At 64.5% G+C, this 16,683-nt stretch carries 16 protein-coding genes; 10 read left to right on the forward strand and 6 right to left on the reverse strand.

Going from position 1 to position 16,683, the window contains the following annotated elements:
• The first annotated feature begins 297 nt into the window (after positions 1–297).
• The 4 genes from ASG39_RS03780 to ASG39_RS03795 all read left to right on the forward strand — a co-directional run bounded on the left by ASG39_RS03780 (position 298) and on the right by ASG39_RS03795 (position 4,692).
• The gene (locus tag ASG39_RS03780) at positions 298–1,347 is read left to right on the forward strand and encodes an ABC transporter permease (protein ID WP_244481126.1); all 1,050 of its coding nucleotides are present in this window, start codon (positions 298–300) and stop codon (positions 1,345–1,347) included.
• Positions 1,348–1,361: 14 nt separating this feature from the next.
• Positions 1,362–2,375 carry an ABC transporter ATP-binding protein gene (locus ASG39_RS03785; protein WP_082476941.1) on the forward strand — a complete coding sequence of 338 codons (1,014 nt, stop codon included), beginning with the start codon at positions 1,362–1,364 and terminating at the stop codon, positions 2,373–2,375.
• A gap of 64 nt (positions 2,376–2,439) precedes the next feature.
• Complete coding sequence (locus ASG39_RS03790; protein ID WP_062592906.1) at positions 2,440–3,810, forward strand: MlaD family protein; 1,371 nt, start codon at positions 2,440–2,442, stop codon at positions 3,808–3,810.
• Between the two features lie 270 nt (positions 3,811–4,080).
• Positions 4,081–4,692, forward strand: a complete 612-nt coding sequence (locus ASG39_RS03795) for an ABC-type transport auxiliary lipoprotein family protein (protein WP_062592908.1) — start codon at positions 4,081–4,083, stop codon at positions 4,690–4,692.
• Between the two features lie 95 nt (positions 4,693–4,787).
• Here ASG39_RS03795 and ASG39_RS03800 read toward each other — a convergent pair whose 3' ends face one another.
• Positions 4,788–5,063, reverse strand: coding sequence for a BON domain-containing protein (locus ASG39_RS03800; protein ID WP_062592910.1), 276 nt, complete (start codon positions 5,061–5,063; stop codon positions 4,788–4,790).
• Positions 5,064–5,182: 119 nt separating this feature from the next.
• Positions 5,183–6,094 (reverse strand): oxygen-dependent coproporphyrinogen oxidase, encoded by a 912-nt coding sequence (gene hemF / locus ASG39_RS03805; RefSeq protein WP_062593427.1) that lies wholly within the window; start codon positions 6,092–6,094, stop codon positions 5,183–5,185.
• A gap of 184 nt (positions 6,095–6,278) precedes the next feature.
• Here hemF and ASG39_RS03810 point away from each other — a divergent pair, with 184 nt between their 5' ends.
• Positions 6,279–6,539, forward strand: a complete 261-nt coding sequence (locus ASG39_RS03810) for a hypothetical protein (protein ID WP_062593429.1) — start codon at positions 6,279–6,281, stop codon at positions 6,537–6,539.
• Here the strand turns inward: ASG39_RS03810 and ASG39_RS03815 are convergent.
• Entirely contained in the window at positions 6,536–6,991 is a 456-nt protein-coding gene (locus ASG39_RS03815; RefSeq protein ID WP_062592911.1) for a tRNA (cytidine(34)-2'-O)-methyltransferase, read from the reverse strand. The two genes, ASG39_RS03810 and ASG39_RS03815, sit on opposite strands and share 4 nt — an antisense overlap.
• 456 nt (positions 6,992–7,447) lie before the next feature.
• On the opposite strand from ASG39_RS03815, the gene ASG39_RS03820 reads away from it, so the two are divergent.
• Both ASG39_RS03820 and ASG39_RS03825 read left to right on the forward strand, forming a co-directional pair.
• Positions 7,448–9,304, forward strand: a complete 1,857-nt coding sequence (locus tag ASG39_RS03820; protein WP_062592913.1) for an ABC transporter ATP-binding protein — start codon at positions 7,448–7,450, stop codon at positions 9,302–9,304.
• Positions 9,305–9,588: 284 nt separating this feature from the next.
• Positions 9,589–11,472: an ABC transporter ATP-binding protein gene (locus ASG39_RS03825; protein ID WP_062592915.1), complete on the forward strand. Its 1,884-nt coding sequence runs from the start codon at positions 9,589–9,591 to the stop codon at positions 11,470–11,472.
• A 13-nt stretch (positions 11,473–11,485) separates the two neighbouring features.
• Here the strand turns inward: ASG39_RS03825 and ASG39_RS03830 are convergent, their stop codons facing one another.
• Positions 11,486–12,433, reverse strand: a complete 948-nt coding sequence (locus tag ASG39_RS03830) for an endonuclease/exonuclease/phosphatase family protein (protein ID WP_062592918.1) — start codon at positions 12,431–12,433, stop codon at positions 11,486–11,488.
• Between the two features lie 500 nt (positions 12,434–12,933).
• Here ASG39_RS03830 and petA point away from each other — a divergent pair, with 500 nt between their 5' ends.
• Genes petA through ASG39_RS03845 form a run of 3 tightly spaced genes read left to right on the forward strand, consistent with a single transcriptional unit; the run spans position 12,934 to position 15,727 of the window.
• Positions 12,934–13,512: a ubiquinol-cytochrome c reductase iron-sulfur subunit gene (gene petA, locus ASG39_RS03835; protein ID WP_062592920.1), complete on the forward strand. Its 579-nt coding sequence runs from the start codon at positions 12,934–12,936 to the stop codon at positions 13,510–13,512.
• Between the two features lie 14 nt (positions 13,513–13,526).
• Positions 13,527–14,798 (forward strand): cytochrome b N-terminal domain-containing protein, encoded by a 1,272-nt coding sequence (locus ASG39_RS03840; protein ID WP_062592922.1) that lies wholly within the window; start codon positions 13,527–13,529, stop codon positions 14,796–14,798.
• Between the two features lie 32 nt (positions 14,799–14,830).
• Positions 14,831–15,727, forward strand: a complete 897-nt coding sequence (locus ASG39_RS03845; protein ID WP_062593431.1) for a cytochrome c1 — start codon at positions 14,831–14,833, stop codon at positions 15,725–15,727.
• 149 nt (positions 15,728–15,876) lie between these two features.
• Here the strand turns inward: ASG39_RS03845 and ASG39_RS03850 are convergent, their stop codons facing one another.
• Both ASG39_RS03850 and ASG39_RS03855 read right to left on the reverse strand, forming a co-directional pair.
• On the reverse strand, positions 15,877–16,113 hold the full coding sequence (locus ASG39_RS03850; RefSeq protein ID WP_062592924.1) for a hypothetical protein: 237 nt from the start codon (positions 16,111–16,113) through the stop codon (positions 15,877–15,879).
• Between the two features lie 156 nt (positions 16,114–16,269).
• On the reverse strand, positions 16,270–16,569 hold the full coding sequence (locus ASG39_RS03855) for a hypothetical protein (protein ID WP_062592925.1): 300 nt from the start codon (positions 16,567–16,569) through the stop codon (positions 16,270–16,272).
• Positions 16,570–16,683: the final 114 nt, after the last annotated feature.

The raw sequence follows: 16,683 nt of genomic DNA on the forward strand, positions 1-16,683 counted from the left end.
TTCCGAAACGAACTTTCTCAACGATCCTGCCGGAGAACGTGGCATCGACATCACGGTCGTCAACTGCCTGTCTTAACCTTTGTCCTTCGCCCCCTTTCCATCGGTGACATCGTCAGCGGCAGTCGCTATGAGTGTTTGCTGATCGACACCGATGCAACCTTTGCACAGAGAATCCAGAACCGCGTGACCAAAACCCTCGTCAAGACTGAAGCGACCGTCGAACGCGACGATTCCGGCGAGAAGGGGGACACGGTCTATCGTTTCGGCGGCAACTGGCGCGCGTCCGGCCTGCCCCCCGTGGTCAAGCGCCTGGACGAAATGGCGAAACCCGCCGGCGGGCCGCAGGGCGCGCAGGTACGATTCGACCTGTCCGACATCGCCGCGATGGACACGGCCGGCGCGTGGATCATCCGCCGCTTCATGACGAAGCTCGGCGGCGATGAAGCGGTGACGCTCGACGGCGGCAATGCCGGCTATCTCGAATTGGTGAAGGCGCTGCCGGCCGAACTGCGCGAACCGCAGGCAGACGATGGCCCGCCGCGCACGCTCGCCGACCGCGCGTTCCAGCCGATCGGCAAGGCCGTCCTGTCGATGTGGGACGACATGGTCGCGGCGATGTACATCGTCGGCTCGGCCGTGCGCGGCGCGCAGCTGAAGGTGGGTCGCCACAGCGGGCTGTCGCCGGCCGCAATCATCAACCAGATCGACCGCATGGGCGTCCAGGCCGTGCCGATCATCACGCTGATGTCCTTCCTGATCGGCGCGATCATCGCGCAGCAGGGTGCCTTCCAGCTGCGCTATTTCGGCGCCGAACTCTTCGTGGTCGATCTCGTCGGCATCCTGCAGCTGCGCGAAATCGGCGTGCTCCTGACCGCCATCATGATCGCGGGGCGTTCCGGCAGCGCGATCACGGCCGAAGTCGGCTCGATGAAGATGCGCGAGGAGATCGACGCGCTGAAGGTCATGGGTCTCAGCCCCATCGGCATTCTCGTCTTCCCCCGCCTCGTGGCGCTGACCATCGCCCTGCCGCTTCTGACGATCATCGCCAATTTCGCGGCGCTCGCCGGTGCGGCCATGGTGGTCAATATCTATTCCGGCATCACGCTCTCCACCTTCCTGGCGCGCCTGCAGGAGGCGGTCGATTATTCCTCGGTGCTGGCGGGCATGATCAAGGCGCCCTTCATGGCGCTGATCATCGGCATCGTCGCCTCGGTCGAAGGCATGAAGGTCGGCGGCAGCGCCGAATCGCTCGGCAAGCACGTGACGCAATCGGTGGTGAAGTCGATCTTCGTGGTCATCCTCATCGACGCCCTCTTCGCCATCTTCTATTCGGCGATCAATTTCTGATGGAGGCGACATCGATGCAGACCGCCGACGAGACGCAGACCCCGGCCGCGCAGACGCCGGACCGGACGGACGAGCGCGGACCCCGGGAGACCGGTGGGACTGGCAAGGGCGAGGGCGAGCGCGAGGTCATCCTGTCCGTCAAGGACCTGACGGTCGCCTTCGGGTCCAATGTCGTTCTGGATGCGCTGAACCTCGATATCTATCGCGGCGAGATCCTCGGCTTCGTCGGTCCTTCGGGCACCGGCAAGTCGGTGCTGATGCGCACCGTGCTGCGGCTGCTGCCGCGCCGCTCCGGCAAGATCGAGATTCTCGGGGCCGAATATGATGCGGTGAGCGAGGAAGAGCGCGTCGAGCTCGACACGCGGCTCGGCGTGCTGTTCCAGCACGGCGCCTTGTTCTCGTCGCTGACGGTGAAGGAGAACATCCAGGTTCCGATGCGGGAATATCTCGACCTGCCGCAGGAGATCATGGACGATCTGGCGCGGCTGAAGATCGAGCTCGTCGGCCTTGCGCCGGAAGCGGCCGACAAGTTTCCCTCAGAGCTTTCCGGCGGCATGATCAAGCGTGCGGCCCTTGCGCGGGCGCTGGCGCTCGATCCGGACCTCGTCTTCCTCGACGAGCCGACCTCGGGCCTCGACCCGATCGGCGCGGCCGAGTTCGATGAATTGATCGCCCGGCTGCGCGACACTCTGGGGCTGACCGTGTATATGGTGACTCACGACCTCGACAGCCTCTTCTCCGTCTGCGACCGCATCGCGGTTCTCGGCAACAAGAAGGTCATGGTGGAGGGGACGATCGAGGACATGCTCGCCTCCGACGACGACTGGGTGCAGTCCTACTTCCGCGGCAAGCGGGCGCGCTCGATCGTGCGCGACGACGGCGAGGACCTGCGCCACCACGATGCGAACGCGCCGCAGCGCCATGAGAACGACACGCCGGGCGATCGGCCGGGCAATCGGCAAGCCAACCCGCAGGGCAACCGACAAGGCAACCCGCAGGGCAGCCGGCAGAACGGGCGCGCGGGCTGACCGGTCCCCAAGACTTTCAGACAGTTCCAATAAGGCCCGAGCGGCCACAGGGTAGACGCCAAAGATGGAAACCAAAGCCAATTACACGATCGTCGGATTCTTCACCATCGCCGTGATCGTCGCCGCCTTCGGGTTCGTCTACTGGATGTCCCAGTTCGGCCGCGGCGGCGAGATGGTGGAACTCGTGGTGAGCATTCCCGGCTCGGCCAACGGCCTGAGCGTCGGTTCGCCCGTGCGCTTCAACGGCATCCCGGTCGGCAGCGTCCGCAGTCTCGCGATCAATGCCAACGATCCGCGCTATTCGGTGGCGGTGACGGAGGTCTCGGCCGATGCACCGGTTCTGACCTCGACCAAGGCGACGCTCGAAGTGCAGGGCCTGACGGGGGCTGCCTATATCGAGCTCAGCGGCGGCAACAAGGGCGAGCCGAGCATCCTGCGCAAGGCGCTGGACGAAGGCACCTCGGCGCAGATTCAGGCCGACCAGTCGAGCGTGACCAGCCTGCTGGCGACCGCCGACAAGATCATGGACCGCGCCAACGACGCCATCGGCGATATCCAGGGCTTCGTCTCCGACGTCCGCGGACCGCTGACCGGCACCATTACCAATGCGGAACGCTTCTCGAAGTCGCTGGCCGACAATTCGGAAGGCATCGACAAATTCCTCGAAAGCGTCAGTGCGCTGTCGGACTCGATCAACAGTGCGGCCGAAAAACTCGATTCGACGCTCACCTCCGCCGATGCGCTGGTGAAATCCGTCAATCCGCAGGACGTGAACCGCATCGTCTCCAACGTCGCCCGCATGAGCGACGAGCTGACCGCGGCCTCCGCCGGCGTGTCCGACACGATCGCGACGATCCGCAAGACCGCCGAGACATACGAGCGCTTCGGCGCCAATGCGACGACGACGCTCGCCAAGGTCGATACGCTGCTGGGCGCGGTCGATTCGCAGAAGGTCGGCAACGTCATCAACGATGCCTCGGTTGCGAGCGCCGACGCCCGTCGCGCCATCTCGACCTTCGCGTCGCTGGCCGACAGCGTGCGGGAGCGGCAGCCGGAAATCGACCAGACCATCACCGACGTGACGCAGATGGCCAACAAGCTGAACGCCGCATCGAGCCGCGTCGATGGCATCCTCGTCAAGCTCGACGGCTTCCTCGGCGATGCGGACGCGCCCGGCATCTCGCAGGACGCCCGCCAGACGCTTGCCTCGTTCCGCAGCGTGGCCGACAACATCAACGCCCAGATCGGCCCGATCGCCAACAATCTGAAGCGCTTCACGAGTTCCGGCCTGCGCGACATCGAGGCTCTGGTAGACGACACCCGCCGCACGGTCCAGTCGCTCGACAGCACCATCTCCACCTTCGACAAGAACCCGCAGCGGCTTCTTTTCGGTGGCGAGACGGTCAAGCAGTATGACGGCCGCACGCGTCGCTAAGGCGCCCTCGAGGGTTCGCGTGATTCGGGTGCAGGCTGAACCGGCGGCAGCGACCGCCGGTTTCATCGCGGATCGTGCGCTTTTTGCACGCTTGAGAGCCGTCGCTTGACGCACGGCGCGTGTTCTTGCGACGCGTTGCTGCACGAATCGTGACATGGCTGCACAGCTTGTCGCTTTTCCGCGCTACGGGCGATGCCATGGGGGCGTTTCGCCCTTGTCTTGTTCAAGTCGCCGCTTAGATTGCTCCCCATCAATAAGGGTCATGGCTGTATGTTTCCGGACGTCAACGGTACTGGTAAATCGCGTTTCCTCCGGGCTCTGGCTCTTCTTCTCGTTGCGGCACCGCTGAGTGCCTGCGCGGGCAAGGCCAACAACGACACCTACAGCCTGTCCTCCGTTCCCTCGGTGCAGGGACCGGCGGCCACCAGCAAGCAGATCCTGGTGCCCGAGCCGACGGCGCTGAAGGCGCTCGACAGCGACCAGATCGTCATCCGTCTTTCGGGCTCCGAGCTGCAATATCTGGCAAAATCGCAGTGGGGCGACCGGCTGCCGCGCATGGTCCAGTCGAAGCTGGTGCAGGCCTTCGAGAACACCGGCAAGGTCGGCGGCGTCGGCAAGCCCGGCGAGGGCCTGGCGATCGACTACCAGGTCGTGACCGAAATCCGCTCCTTCGAGGTGGACACCACGGGGTCGCGCACCGCCGTGGTCGAAATCTTCGCCAAGATCGTCAACGACCGCAACGGCACGGTCCGGGCCCAGAAGGCGTTCCGCGCCACCGTGCCGGTGACCGGCACCGAGGCACCGGCCTATATCAAGGGTCTCGACCGCGCGGCGGCCGACGTGGTTGCGGATATCGTCCGCTGGACGCTGACCGCGATCTGACGATCCGCGATGCGCCGCCGCAGGCGGTCCGGCCTTTTCAGGCACGACGCGCCCTGGCGTCGTACCGTCTTTCCTGCGCGAGAATCCAGCGCGCCTCAGCCGCGCAAGGGCGGGATCGTCATCTGGTTGATCACAGCATCGACACCCTCGACGGATTTCGCGGCGTCCACCGCGCGGTCGGCCTCGTCGGGCGAGCCGATGAAGCCGGCAAGGACGATGGTACTGCCGCGCGCGACGACGCTGACGTCGCTGACCTCGGCATCCCGCATGGCGGCGAGCGTATCGGCGACGCGCGCCTCCAGATCCGCCGGCTGATTGGCCGCGGCATCACCCGGATCCGTGCCGAAAAACGTCCGTTCCTTGTAGACCATCGTGTTGTCTCCTCTGATCCCGCGCCTTTGATCCCGCGCCTCCGGGCGCACAGCGCTGTCATCGGGCAAACGTCTCTGGCGACGAATGGTTGCGCGCGCGAACCGCGCCACCGAGCGCGTCAGGGATAGCGGACGACGGGGGGCAGCGAGGACAGGATCGATTCGACGTTGCCGCCGGTCTTCAGGCCGAAGATGGTGCCGCGGTCGTAGAGCAGGTTGAACTCGACATAGCGCCCGCGCCGCACGAGCTGCTCGTCGCGATCCTCTTCCGTCCAGGGATTGTTGACGTTGGCGCGGACGATTTTCGGGTAGAGCATGGCAAAGGCCCGGCCGACATCCTGGGTGAAGGCGAAATCCGCCTCCCAGCCGCCCTGTTCGTCCGGGGAATGCAGCCAGTCATAGAAAATGCCGCCTGTGCCGCGCGGCTCGTTGCGGTGTTTCAGGAAGAAATACTCGTCGCACCAGGCCTTGTAGCGGGCGTGATCGGCGACCGCGTGGCGACCGCAGGCGATTTCCAAGCCCTTGTGGAAGAGGATCGTGTCCGGGTCGGTCATGACGCGGCGGCGATCGAGAACCGGGGTGAGGTCGGCGCCGCCGCCGAACCACTGGCTGGTGGTCACCACCATGCGCGTGTTCATGTGCACGGCGGGCACGTTGGGATTGACCGGATGGGCGATCAGCGAAATGCCGGAGGCCCAGAAGCGGGGATCGTCGGTGGCGCCGGGGATCTGGGCGCGAAATTCCGGGGAAAACTCGCCATGGACGGTGGAGGTGTGGACGCCCACCTTTTCGAAGACGCGCCCGGCCATCATCGACATGACGCCACCACCGCCTTCGCCGCCATCGCGGGCCCAGGGTTTTTGTTCGAAACGGCCCGGAGGCTCGTCGGCGAGGGGGCCTGTGAGGTCGTCCTCGATCGTCTCGAGCGCTGTGCAGATCGTGTCGCGCAGGCTCTCGAACCAGGCGCGGGCGCGCAGCTTCTTGTCCTCGATATCGTCCGGCAGGCCGGGTGGCAGATCGGGTCGTTCCATCGCGGCGGTCCTTGGTGCGTGGCGTTCGACCATTTCTAGACCATTTCCGTGACGAGCGGAATCGCCGGCCAAACCTATCCCGTTGTTTTACGGGATTCCCGGCGCGACGATTCGACTCGCAAAGCCGCGCCGCGGTGCCTATCTTGGTCTCACCACCGGTTTTCCCGAGACGAAAGGGCGTGGCATGGCAAGACCTCCGGCACCGCCCTCGCTTGACGGGTTGAAGCGGCAGATCGCGCGGCATCGCGATCGGCAGGCAGCGACCGGCGGCGGTCTGTTCGTTCGCGAGACGTTTCTGCTCGATCGCATTGCCGCGCGGCAAAAGGCGCTGGAATGGTTCGAGCATTATCCCAAGGCGGCCTACTGGACCGAGGTGGAAAGCTGGCGCCGGCTCGACGGCGACCGGATCGAATTCACCATGCGCCGGCTGCCGACGGCGGATTAGGCCGGCGTCGTCTGCCGCAGGGCTTCCCCCGTTATCATGGCCACCGACATGGCGAGGTTGAGCGAGCGCTGACCCTCGACCATGGCAATGACGACGCGCGCATCGGCCGCCGCATGGACCGTGTCCGGCACGCCGGCGCTCTCGCGGCCGAAAAGCAGCGTGTCATCGGCGCTGAAGGCAAAGCGGGTATAGGGCAGGGCCGCCTTGGTGCTCGCCAGCACCAGCCGCCGGCCCTGTCGCTGGCGCTCCTCCTCGAACGACAGCCAGTTGACGTGGCGTGCGAGCGTGACCGAGGCGAGATAATCGAGGCCGGCACGCTTGAGGTTCCTGTCCGACAGGTCGAAACCGGCCGGCTCGACGATATCGACGCCGAGGCCGAGGCAGGCGGCGAGGCGCAGAATGGTGCCGGTGTTTCCGGCAATGTCGGGCTGGTAGAGAGCGATGCGCAGCATGACTGTGCGGTAGGCGATCCGTGCCGAATTGGCAACAGCGCAAGATCCGTCGCCCTTGATCGCGAAAAAAGGTGAAGGCCGATCTGGTGCGGCCGTGAAAATTTCGTTAAGAGACTGTCAGCGCCCACACGAACCTGATGGAGGATTGCATGGATATCTCAGTGACCGTCAACCTCCGGGTGATGTGGCTCCGACCCGTTCGGACCGCCTCGCACCGCTAACCGGTTCGCGCCGCTTCTTCTCCGTTTCCGGATATACCAGCGCCGCTCGCCAAGGTTCGATCGTGCTTTCCAGCAGCGATCCCCGTGAACCCCGCCTGACGCCGATTGCGGCTTCATTATTCCGAATGCGGATGTTTCCGCCTTCCAAACACCCACTTTCTCGCCGCGATCCCTGACACGACCGCTTTTCGGCCTCAAGGATCGCTCCGGAATCTCCTGTTTTTGGAGCCTGATCATGTTCGGCTGGTTTGAATCCCGCCTCGAAGCCTATCCCGCGGAGGAGCCGAAGGCACCTCCGGAGGGTCTGGTCGCCTTTTGCTGGCACTATTCCAAACCCGCAGCCCCGTGGCTGCTGATCATGGCGGTCTGCGCCATGCTGATCGCCGTCGGCGAAGTCGCGCTCTTCCAGTTCCTCGGCAGCCTCGTCGACTGGTTGGCGGCGGCCGACCGGAACACGTTCTTCCAGACGGAGGGGACGCGCCTGATGATCATGGGTGCGATCATCCTCGTCGGCCTGCCGGGCATCGTGGCGCTGAACTCCATGGTCATGCACCAGATCCTGCTCGGCAATTATCCGATGATCGCGCGCTGGCAGATGCATCGCTACCTGCTGCGGCAGAGCATGACGTTCTTTGCGAACGAATTTGCCGGCCGGGTCGCGACCAAGGTCATGCAGACCTCGCTTGCCGTTCGCGAGACGGTGATGAAGATCCTCGACGTCTTCGTCTATGTCGTCAGCTATTTCGTCTCGATGCTCGTCGTGGTGGCGGCGGCCGACTGGCGGCTGCTCGCGCCGCTCGTCGTCTGGATGATCTGCTACATCGCCATCGTCGCCTACTTCGTGCCGCGCCTGCGCAAGATCTCGAAGGAGCAGGCCGATACGCGCTCGATGATGACGGGGCGGATCGTCGACAGCTACACCAACATCGCGACGGTGAAGCTGTTCTCGCATGCCGGCCGGGAAGAGGTCTATGCCAAGGACAGCATGGACGCGTTTCTCGGCACCGTGCACAAGCAGATGCGCAAGGTCACGCTGTTCCACGTGCTGGTCTATACCAACAACTGCATCGCGCTGTTTGCCATCGCGGCGCTCGGCATTCACCTGTGGATGACGAGCGACGTCTCGATCGGCTCGATCGCGATCGCCGTCTCGCTCGCCATGCGCATCAACGGCATGTCGCAATGGGTGATGTGGGAGGTCTCGGCGCTGTTCGAAAACATCGGCACGGTCTATGACGGCATGGCGATGATGACGAAGGCGCACGACATCGTCGATGTGCCCGACGCCAAGGTGCTCGATGCCGCGCGCGGCGGGATCGTCTTCGATGCCATCGGCTTCGACTACGGCAAGCACAAGAAGGTCATCGACCGGCTGTCGCTGTCGATCGCGCCGGGCGAGAAAGTCGGCCTGGTCGGCCGGTCCGGGGCCGGCAAGACGACGCTGATGAACGTGCTCCTGCGGTTCTACGACCTCACATCGGGGCATATCCTGATCGACGGTCAGGACATCGCCAAGGTGACGCAGGACAGCCTGCGCCGCCAGATCGGCGTCGTGACGCAGGATACCTCGCTGCTGCACCGCTCCATTCGCGACAACATCGCCTATGGACGGCCGGAAGCGAGCGACGCGGAGATCGTCGCGGCCGCCAAGCGGGCGAACGCCTGGGACTTCATTTCGATCCTGGAGGACAACCAGGGCCGCAAGGGTCTCGATGCGCAGGTCGGCGAGCGCGGCGTCAAGCTGTCCGGCGGCCAGCGCCAGCGGATCGCGATCGCGCGCGTGTTCCTCAAGGACGCGCCGATCCTGATCCTCGACGAGGCGACCTCGGCGCTCGATTCGGAAGTGGAGCAGGCGATCCAGGAGAACCTGTTCGCCCTGATGTCCGGCAAGACCGTCATCGCGATCGCCCACCGGCTGTCGACGCTGACGGAGATGGACCGGCTCGTCATCCTCGAACAGGGCGAGATCATCCAGACCGGCACCCATGCCGAGCTGGTCTCGACCAAGGGGCTCTATGCGGATCTCTGGTCCCGCCAGTCGGGCGGCTTCCTGCGGGAAGACGACGACGCGGCGGACGAGGCGGCGGAGTAGCGGGCCTCGGTTTTGCGGCCTGCCGTGCTTTCTGTCGGGGCTCCTTGGACTTGGCTGCCCCTCACCCTAGCCCTCTCCCCGCTTGGCGGGGAGAGGGAACGTGGTCGCGGCCTGGGGCGGGCGCTCCGGGTCTCGTTTCCCCGCCAAGCGGGGAGACGATGCGGGCAGGCAGATGAGGGGCCGGCCGCATGAGGTGACAGATCGTCCGATCATGGACGGAATTTAACGCGCGTCGGCGGCGCGCGTGCATTGCCGTGACAGGTCCGGCGCGTATATTCCCCGGCATGTTCCTGCGCCCCGTCTTCCGCTATTTCGAAACCTGGATCGAGCCCTTCGCGCACAAGGCGGCCCTGCAGCCGCCGCGGGGGTTGGTGGGGTTCATCTGGTTCTATATCCGGCAGGCCAAGGCGCCGTTCGTCGCCATGCTGGTGCTCGGCGGGATGAGCGCGGCGATCGAGGCGGCCTTGTTCTGGTTCGTCGGGCGGCTCGTGGATATCCTGGCGACGGTCGATCGGTCGGCAGGCTGGGAGGGCTTGCTGGCGAACCACGGGCGGGAGCTGGTGGGGATGCTGTTTCTCATCGGCATCGTCCGTTTCGTCGTGACGCTCGTCATGGCGCTGGTCGATCAGCAGATCATCACGCCCGGCTTCTACAATCTTGTGCGCTGGCAATCCTATCTGCATGTGGCGCGGCAATCGGTTTCCTTCTTCCAGAACGATTTTTCCGGACGCATCGTCACCAAGGTCTGGTCGGGCGGGCAGGCGGCGGGCGACGTGGTGACATCGCTGATGGAAAGCGTCTGGTTCGTCGGGATCTACTCCGTCTCGACGCTGGTGCTGGTCGGGCAGCTCGACCTGACGATGGCCGCAGTCGTGCTCGTCTGGCTCGTCGTCTTTGCCGCGCTGGCGCGCTTTTTCGTGCCGCGCATCCGGGCGCATTCCAAGGAAACGGCGGAGGCTTCCTCCATGCTGTCCGGCCGGATGGTCGACGCCTATTCCAATATCCAGACGCTGAAACTGTTCGGGCGGGACGAGGAAAACGACCGCTATATGCGCGACGGTTTCGACACGTTCCAGGCGACGACGCTGCGGTTCACCCGGTTCATCACCGGGGTGCGGGCGTCGATGGCGCTGCTCTCCGGCATCATGATCGTGACGATGGCGGCCCTCAGCGTGCATCTGTGGCTGGCGGGGTCGATCAGCTCGGGCGCCGTGGCCTTCACGCTGGCGCTCGTGCTCAGGCTCAATTTCCTGCTGTCGCGGATGATGGTGCAGTTCAACGGCATCATGCGCAATATCGGGACGATCCAGAACGCGGCCGACATGATCGCGCAGCCGATCGACCTCGTGGACCGGCCGCAGGCGCCGGATCTTCTCGTGCGGGAGCCGGGCATCGCGTTCGAGGCGATCCGCTTTCATTACGGGCGCGAAAAGGGCGTCATCGACGATCTCTCGCTGACGATCCGGCCGGGAGAGAAAGTCGGGATCGTCGGGCGCTCGGGCGCGGGCAAATCGACGCTCGTCAACCTGCTGCTGCGCTTCTACGACCTCGAGGGCGGGCGGATCACGATCGACGGACAGGACATTGCCGGCGTTCGCCAGGAATCGCTTCGCGCGCAGATCGGCATGGTCAGCCAGGACACCTCTCTGCTGCATCGCTCGATTCGCGACAACATCCTCTTCGGTCGGCCGGACGCGGACGATCGCGCCTTGCGGCTTGCGGCGGAGCAGGCGGAAGCGCTCACTTTCATCGAGCGGCTGGAAGACCAGCGCGGGCGGACCGGATTCGATGCGCATGTGGGCGAGCGGGGCATCAAGCTCTCGGGCGGTCAACGCCAGCGCATCGCCATTGCCCGCGTCATGCTGAAGGACGCGCCGATTCTCGTGCTCGACGAGGCGACGTCGGCGCTCGATTCGGAGGTGGAAGCCGCCATCCAGGACAATCTGGACGCCCTGATGCAGGGCAAGACCGTGCTGGCCATCGCGCACCGGCTCTCGACCATCGCGGCGCTCGACCGGCTGATCGTGATGGATGCCGGCGCGATCGTGCAGGACGGCACGCATGCGCAGCTGATCGCCGAGAAGGGGCTCTATGCCGAACTCTGGTCGCGGCAGTCCGGCGGCTTCCTCGCCCGGGACGAGGCGGCACAGGCGATACCGTCGTTTTGATGTCAGCCGATCGTTACGGCGTGCGGAAGGCGAACTCGGCGACGAGGCCGTCGTGGTTCGACCCGTAATCGCGGTCGAGCCGCTTCACCGACAGCGGCACGAGCGGCGGGCGGCTGTAGATGTGGTCGATGGCCACGCCGAGACCGGTATCGGCCAGCTGGACCGGCCAGGTCGCCGGTTCGCGCGGGACGGTGCGCAGGCGCAGGACGCGGAGCATCCTCTGCATATCCGGCGCGATGGTGCCGGAGTTGAAATCCCCCGCCAGAATCACGGGCTCGGTGGTGTTGCGCATGAAGGCCGTGAGGTGGGCGAGTTCCTTCATGTGGTAATTGTCGAAAAAGGGTTTCGACAGATGGGCGGCCACCATGCGGAAGGTTCCGCCCGGCACCGCGATCCGCGCCGACATCACCCGGTCCTTGCGCAGATCGCTGAGATCGCCGACCGAGATGTCCATCAGCGGGTGTTTCGAAAACATCAGGAGATCGCAGGTCGGCGTGTGTTCGCCGCAGCCGATCCGGTAGGGATAGACGGCGACGAGGCGCTGCATCTGCATGAACAGCGGCTCGCCCTCGAGAATCACCACCACATCGGCCTCCGACGCCATCACCATGTCGGCAATGGCGGTGGCGCCTTCCATGTTGTCGCCCAGCATGTTGAACGAGACGATGCGCAGGCTCGGCCCCAGTGCCCCGTCGGCTGCCGTCGCCTCGATCGCGAATTCGCGCTTCATCAGGACGCCGTGACCGGCGAGCCCAAGCGCTGCGACGAGGAGGAGCAGGCTCAAGCGGCTGCGGCAGAGGAGAAAAGAGGCGAGCATGGCAAGCGCGATGGCGACCGCCACATGGGTCTGCATGCTGTTGAGCAGCAGCAGCGGCCACAGGGTCTCGACATAGCGCAGGGCGCAGAGGACAAGGCCGATGATCGCAAGCGTATTGAGGACGATGCCGAGGGTCTTGCGCATGCGGGGCTCTTTCTGCCGATCCGGTTGAAACGCCGGTAGCACGAAGCGGAAAATGCTGCAACGCAGCATAAGCGACGGGGCAGGACGGCCGTCGCTCCGGGCAGGCGGGCACCCTTCGCTCCGCGCATTCCCGCGAGATGTTCCCCGGCTTTGCACCAGGCTCTCGGCTTGCGGTGCGGGTCATTCAAGGCCTGCGACGTTCGGCCGCGACAATGCGTCACAGTGGGACTGACGCAAGGCTGCCTTGCGGCATTTGCAAGGCTGGACATGCCCGTTTATCAAGCATAGAACCCGGGACATGGCTCGGGAATCCGGAGCGGCTTCGGGCTGCCGGTTTTCCGGCGGGGAGGCCGCGGGGCAAGCGGTCAAGAAAGTGTGGCGAGCTGGTCTCGCCTTATTGATTTGGCGCCGTTCTTTCGATCAAGTGCGGGAGGACAGAACCGGCGTCGGGGACGCGTGTGCGGCTTTTTAAGCCGCCGGGTTGAGAGGATGAAAAGGCCGTGAGCGAACACCACACGACAAGCGAGACACCGAGCGAGCCGACGCGCCGCGACTTCCTGTATCTGGCGACCGGCATGGCCGGCGCCGTCGGCGTCGCAGCGGTGGCCTGGCCATTCATCGACCAGATGCGGCCGGACGCCTCGACGCTCGCGCTCGCCTCCATCGAGGTCGACGTGTCCAGCCTGCAGCCCGGCATGTCGCTGACGGCGAAATGGCGGGGCAAGCCGATCTTTATCCGCAACCGGACGGAGAAGGAAGTGGAGGAGGCCAAGGCCGTCCAGCTCGCCGATCTCAAGGACCCGGTGGCGCGCAACGCCAACATCGCGGCCGACGCGCAGGCGACGGATATCGACCGCTCGGCCGGCGAGGGCAAGGAAAACTGGATCGTCATGATCGGCTCCTGCACCCATCTCGGCTGCGTTCCGCTCGGCCAGGCCGGCGATTTCGGCGGATGGTTCTGTCCCTGCCATGGCTCGCATTACGATACGGCGGGCCGCATTCGAAAAGGCCCGGCGCCGATGAACCTCGCCGTGCCAAACTTTGCGTTCACGTCCGATACAGTCATCAAGATCGGTTGAGGGGGATTGCCGATATGAGTGGGGAACATTCAACCTATACACCGACATCGGGACTGGAAAAGTGGGTGGATTCGCGGCTGCCGCTGCCGCGGCTGGTCCATGACAGCTTCGTGTCCTATCCGGTTCCGCGGAACCTGAACTATGCCTATACCTTCGGCGCCATGCTGTCGGTGATGCTGATCATCCAGATCGTCACCGGCATCGTGCTGGCCATGCACTACGCCGCCGAAACGACCGTCGCGTTCAACTCGGTCGAGAAGATCATGCGCGACGTGAACCATGGCTGGCTGCTGCGCTACATGCATGCCAATGGCGCCTCGTTCTTCTTCATCGCCGTCTACCTGCATATCGGCCGCGGCCTCTATTACGGCTCCTACAAGGCGCCGCGCGAAATCCTCTGGATCCTCGGCGTGGTCATCTATCTCCTGATGATGGCGACCGGCTTCATGGGCTACGTGCTTCCCTGGGGGCAGATGTCCTTCTGGGGCGCGACCGTCATCACCGGCTTCTTCTCCGCCTTCCCGCTGGTCGGCGAGTGGATCCAGCAGTTCCTGCTCGGCGGCTTCGCCGTGGATCAGCCGACGCTCAACCGCTTCTTCTCGCTGCACTATCTGCTGCCCTTCATGATCGCCGGCGTCGTCGTGCTGCATATCTGGGCCCTGCATGTGACCGGCCAGACGAACCCGACCGGCATCGAGGTGAAGACCAAGACAGACACCGTCTCCTTCACGCCCTATGCGACGCTGAAGGATGCGCTCGGCGTGTCCGTCTTCCTTCTCGTCTACGCCTGGTTCGTGTTCTACATGCCGAACTATCTCGGCCATCCCGACAACTACGTGCCGGCCAATGCCCTGAAGACGCCGGCCCATATCGTGCCCGAATGGTACTACCTGCCGTTCTACGCCATGCTGCGCGCCATCACCTTCAATGTCGGCCCGATCGACTCCAAGCTCGGCGGCGTTCTCGTGATGTTCGGGGCGATCATCGTCCTGTTCTTCCTGCCCTGGCTCGACACCTCGAAGGTCCGCTCGGCCGTCTATCGTCCCTGGTACAAGCTGTTCTTCTGGATCTTCGTCGTCAACGCGATCCTGCTCGGCTGGCTCGGCTCGCGCCCGGCGGAAGGCGCCTATGTGGTGATGTCGCAGATCGGCACGCTCTACTATTTCGGCTTCTTCCTGGTGATCATGCCGCTTCTCGGCCTGGTCGAGACACCGCGGCGCATTCCGAACTCCATCACCGAAGCGGTGCTGGAACAGAAGGCCCGCAAGACCGCGGTGGCGGCGTGATGGCAAGAGACGAGACCAAGGAAAGCATGACGATGAAACAGCTGATCACCGGCCTCTTCGTTTCGGCCTTCGTGCTGGGCGGTTCCCTTGCCGGCGCGACAAGCGCGCTGGCGCAGGAAAACGCGCCGCACGAGGGCAAGACCGCGACCGAGGAGCATGGCGGGGGAACGCCGCACTTCCCGATCAAGAAGCCGCAGGAAGAAGACTGGTCGTTTGCCGGCCCGTTCGGCCATTACGACAAAGGCCAGCTTCAGCGCGGGCTCAAGGTCTATACGGAAGTCTGTTCCGCCTGCCATTCGATGAACCTCGTGGCCTTCCGCATGCTGGAAGAGCTTGGCTATTCCGAAGCGCAGGTGAAGACCTTCGCGGCGAATTACGAAGTCCAGGACGGACCGAACGCCGAGGGGGAGATGTTTACCCGCAAGGCCCTGCCGTCCGACCATTTCGTGTCGCCCTTCCCGAACGCGGAGGCTGCGGCCGCAGCGAACAACGGCGCGGCGCCGCCGGACTTCTCGCTGATCGCCAAGGCGCGCGGCATCGAGCGCGGCTTCCCGACCTTCGTCTTCGACATCTTCACACAGTATCAGGAAGGCGGAGCGGACTATATCCACGCGCTGCTCAACGGCTATGAAGAGCCGCCGGCCGGCGTGGAGATCGCGGCGGGGACGCACTACAACCCCTACTTCGCCAATGCCGCGGCTCTGGCCATGGCCAAGCCCTTGAACGAGGGCCAGGTGACCTATGAAGATGGTTCGCCGCAGACGGTGGAGCAGTATTCCCGCGACGTCGCGTCTTTCCTGATGTGGGCCGCCGAGCCGCATCTGGAAGAGCGCAAGCGGACCGGCTTCATGGTGCTGATCTTTCTCCTGATCTTCACCGGCCTGATCTACCTGACGAAGAAGTCCGTCTACGCCAGCAAGGAGCACTGAGGCGCTCCGGGCCTTGCCCGGCCTCTCAGGTCTGCAGCAGACATGACACGGAAATGAAAATGGCCTCGCAGCGTTCTGCGAGGCCATTTTTTGTCCGCTCTCCAGCGCCGCTGACAGCGGCCGCCTGATGGGCTGTTGCCGATATGGTTTTACGACCAGAAGCGGCGGAATGTCGGGATATGATCGGCCTCGGCCTTGCGGTAGCCGACGCCGTGGCCGATGAGGAAGCCTGCGAGGCCGACGAGGCCGAGAAGCAGGACGGTCGAGGACGGATGCTCGGTGGCCGTCTGGCGAACGGCTGCGGCTTCCGATCTGACGACGTTCACCGCTTTGGTGGCTCTCGTTTCATTCTCGCGGTGGCCCTGGGGCAAGTCGAGATTGGTCATCTGTTTCTCCTCTTTTCTGTGTATGTGGTCGGGCTGTCTGTGTGTGATCGGGCACTGATGTGTCGGCCCAGTCTCCGTCTGTCGTTTTCCGACCAACACTAGAGATTGTCGTTCGTCTTTTCGGGAGAACCGGATTCCACGGATCCCTGACACACTCTAGCGGTTGTTTTCGACGTCCAGTTCGATCTCGCGGCGCGAGATCAGATCGAGGGATCTGTCCGGCGCGATGCGGTAGGTCTCCGACCATTCTCGTCCATCGGGCGCGCGGAAGCGGTGCGGGAAGGTGCTGCCGATGGGGGATTTCGTCAGCTTGGTCTGTGGCTGGCCGCCATAGGTGATGCTGCCGGGAATAGGCGCGACCGAGCCGCCGGCGGCACCCGATGACGTGCCCGGCGTGGTGCAGGCCGTCAGGGCCAGCAGTGCGGCGGTCGCGGTGGCAAGAGCCAGTCTGTTCATCGATCACCTCTCTCAATGTCGGGACACGCGTCTCTCAATGGCGGGACGCGCGTCGGGCGGGACACGCGTCGGGGCCGCATCGCACCTCGAAAACGATTTCCTGGACGATATCGT

This window comes from Rhizobium sp. Leaf371, assembly GCF_001424045.1.
Taxonomy (GTDB): Bacteria; Pseudomonadota; Alphaproteobacteria; order Rhizobiales; family Rhizobiaceae; genus Ferranicluibacter.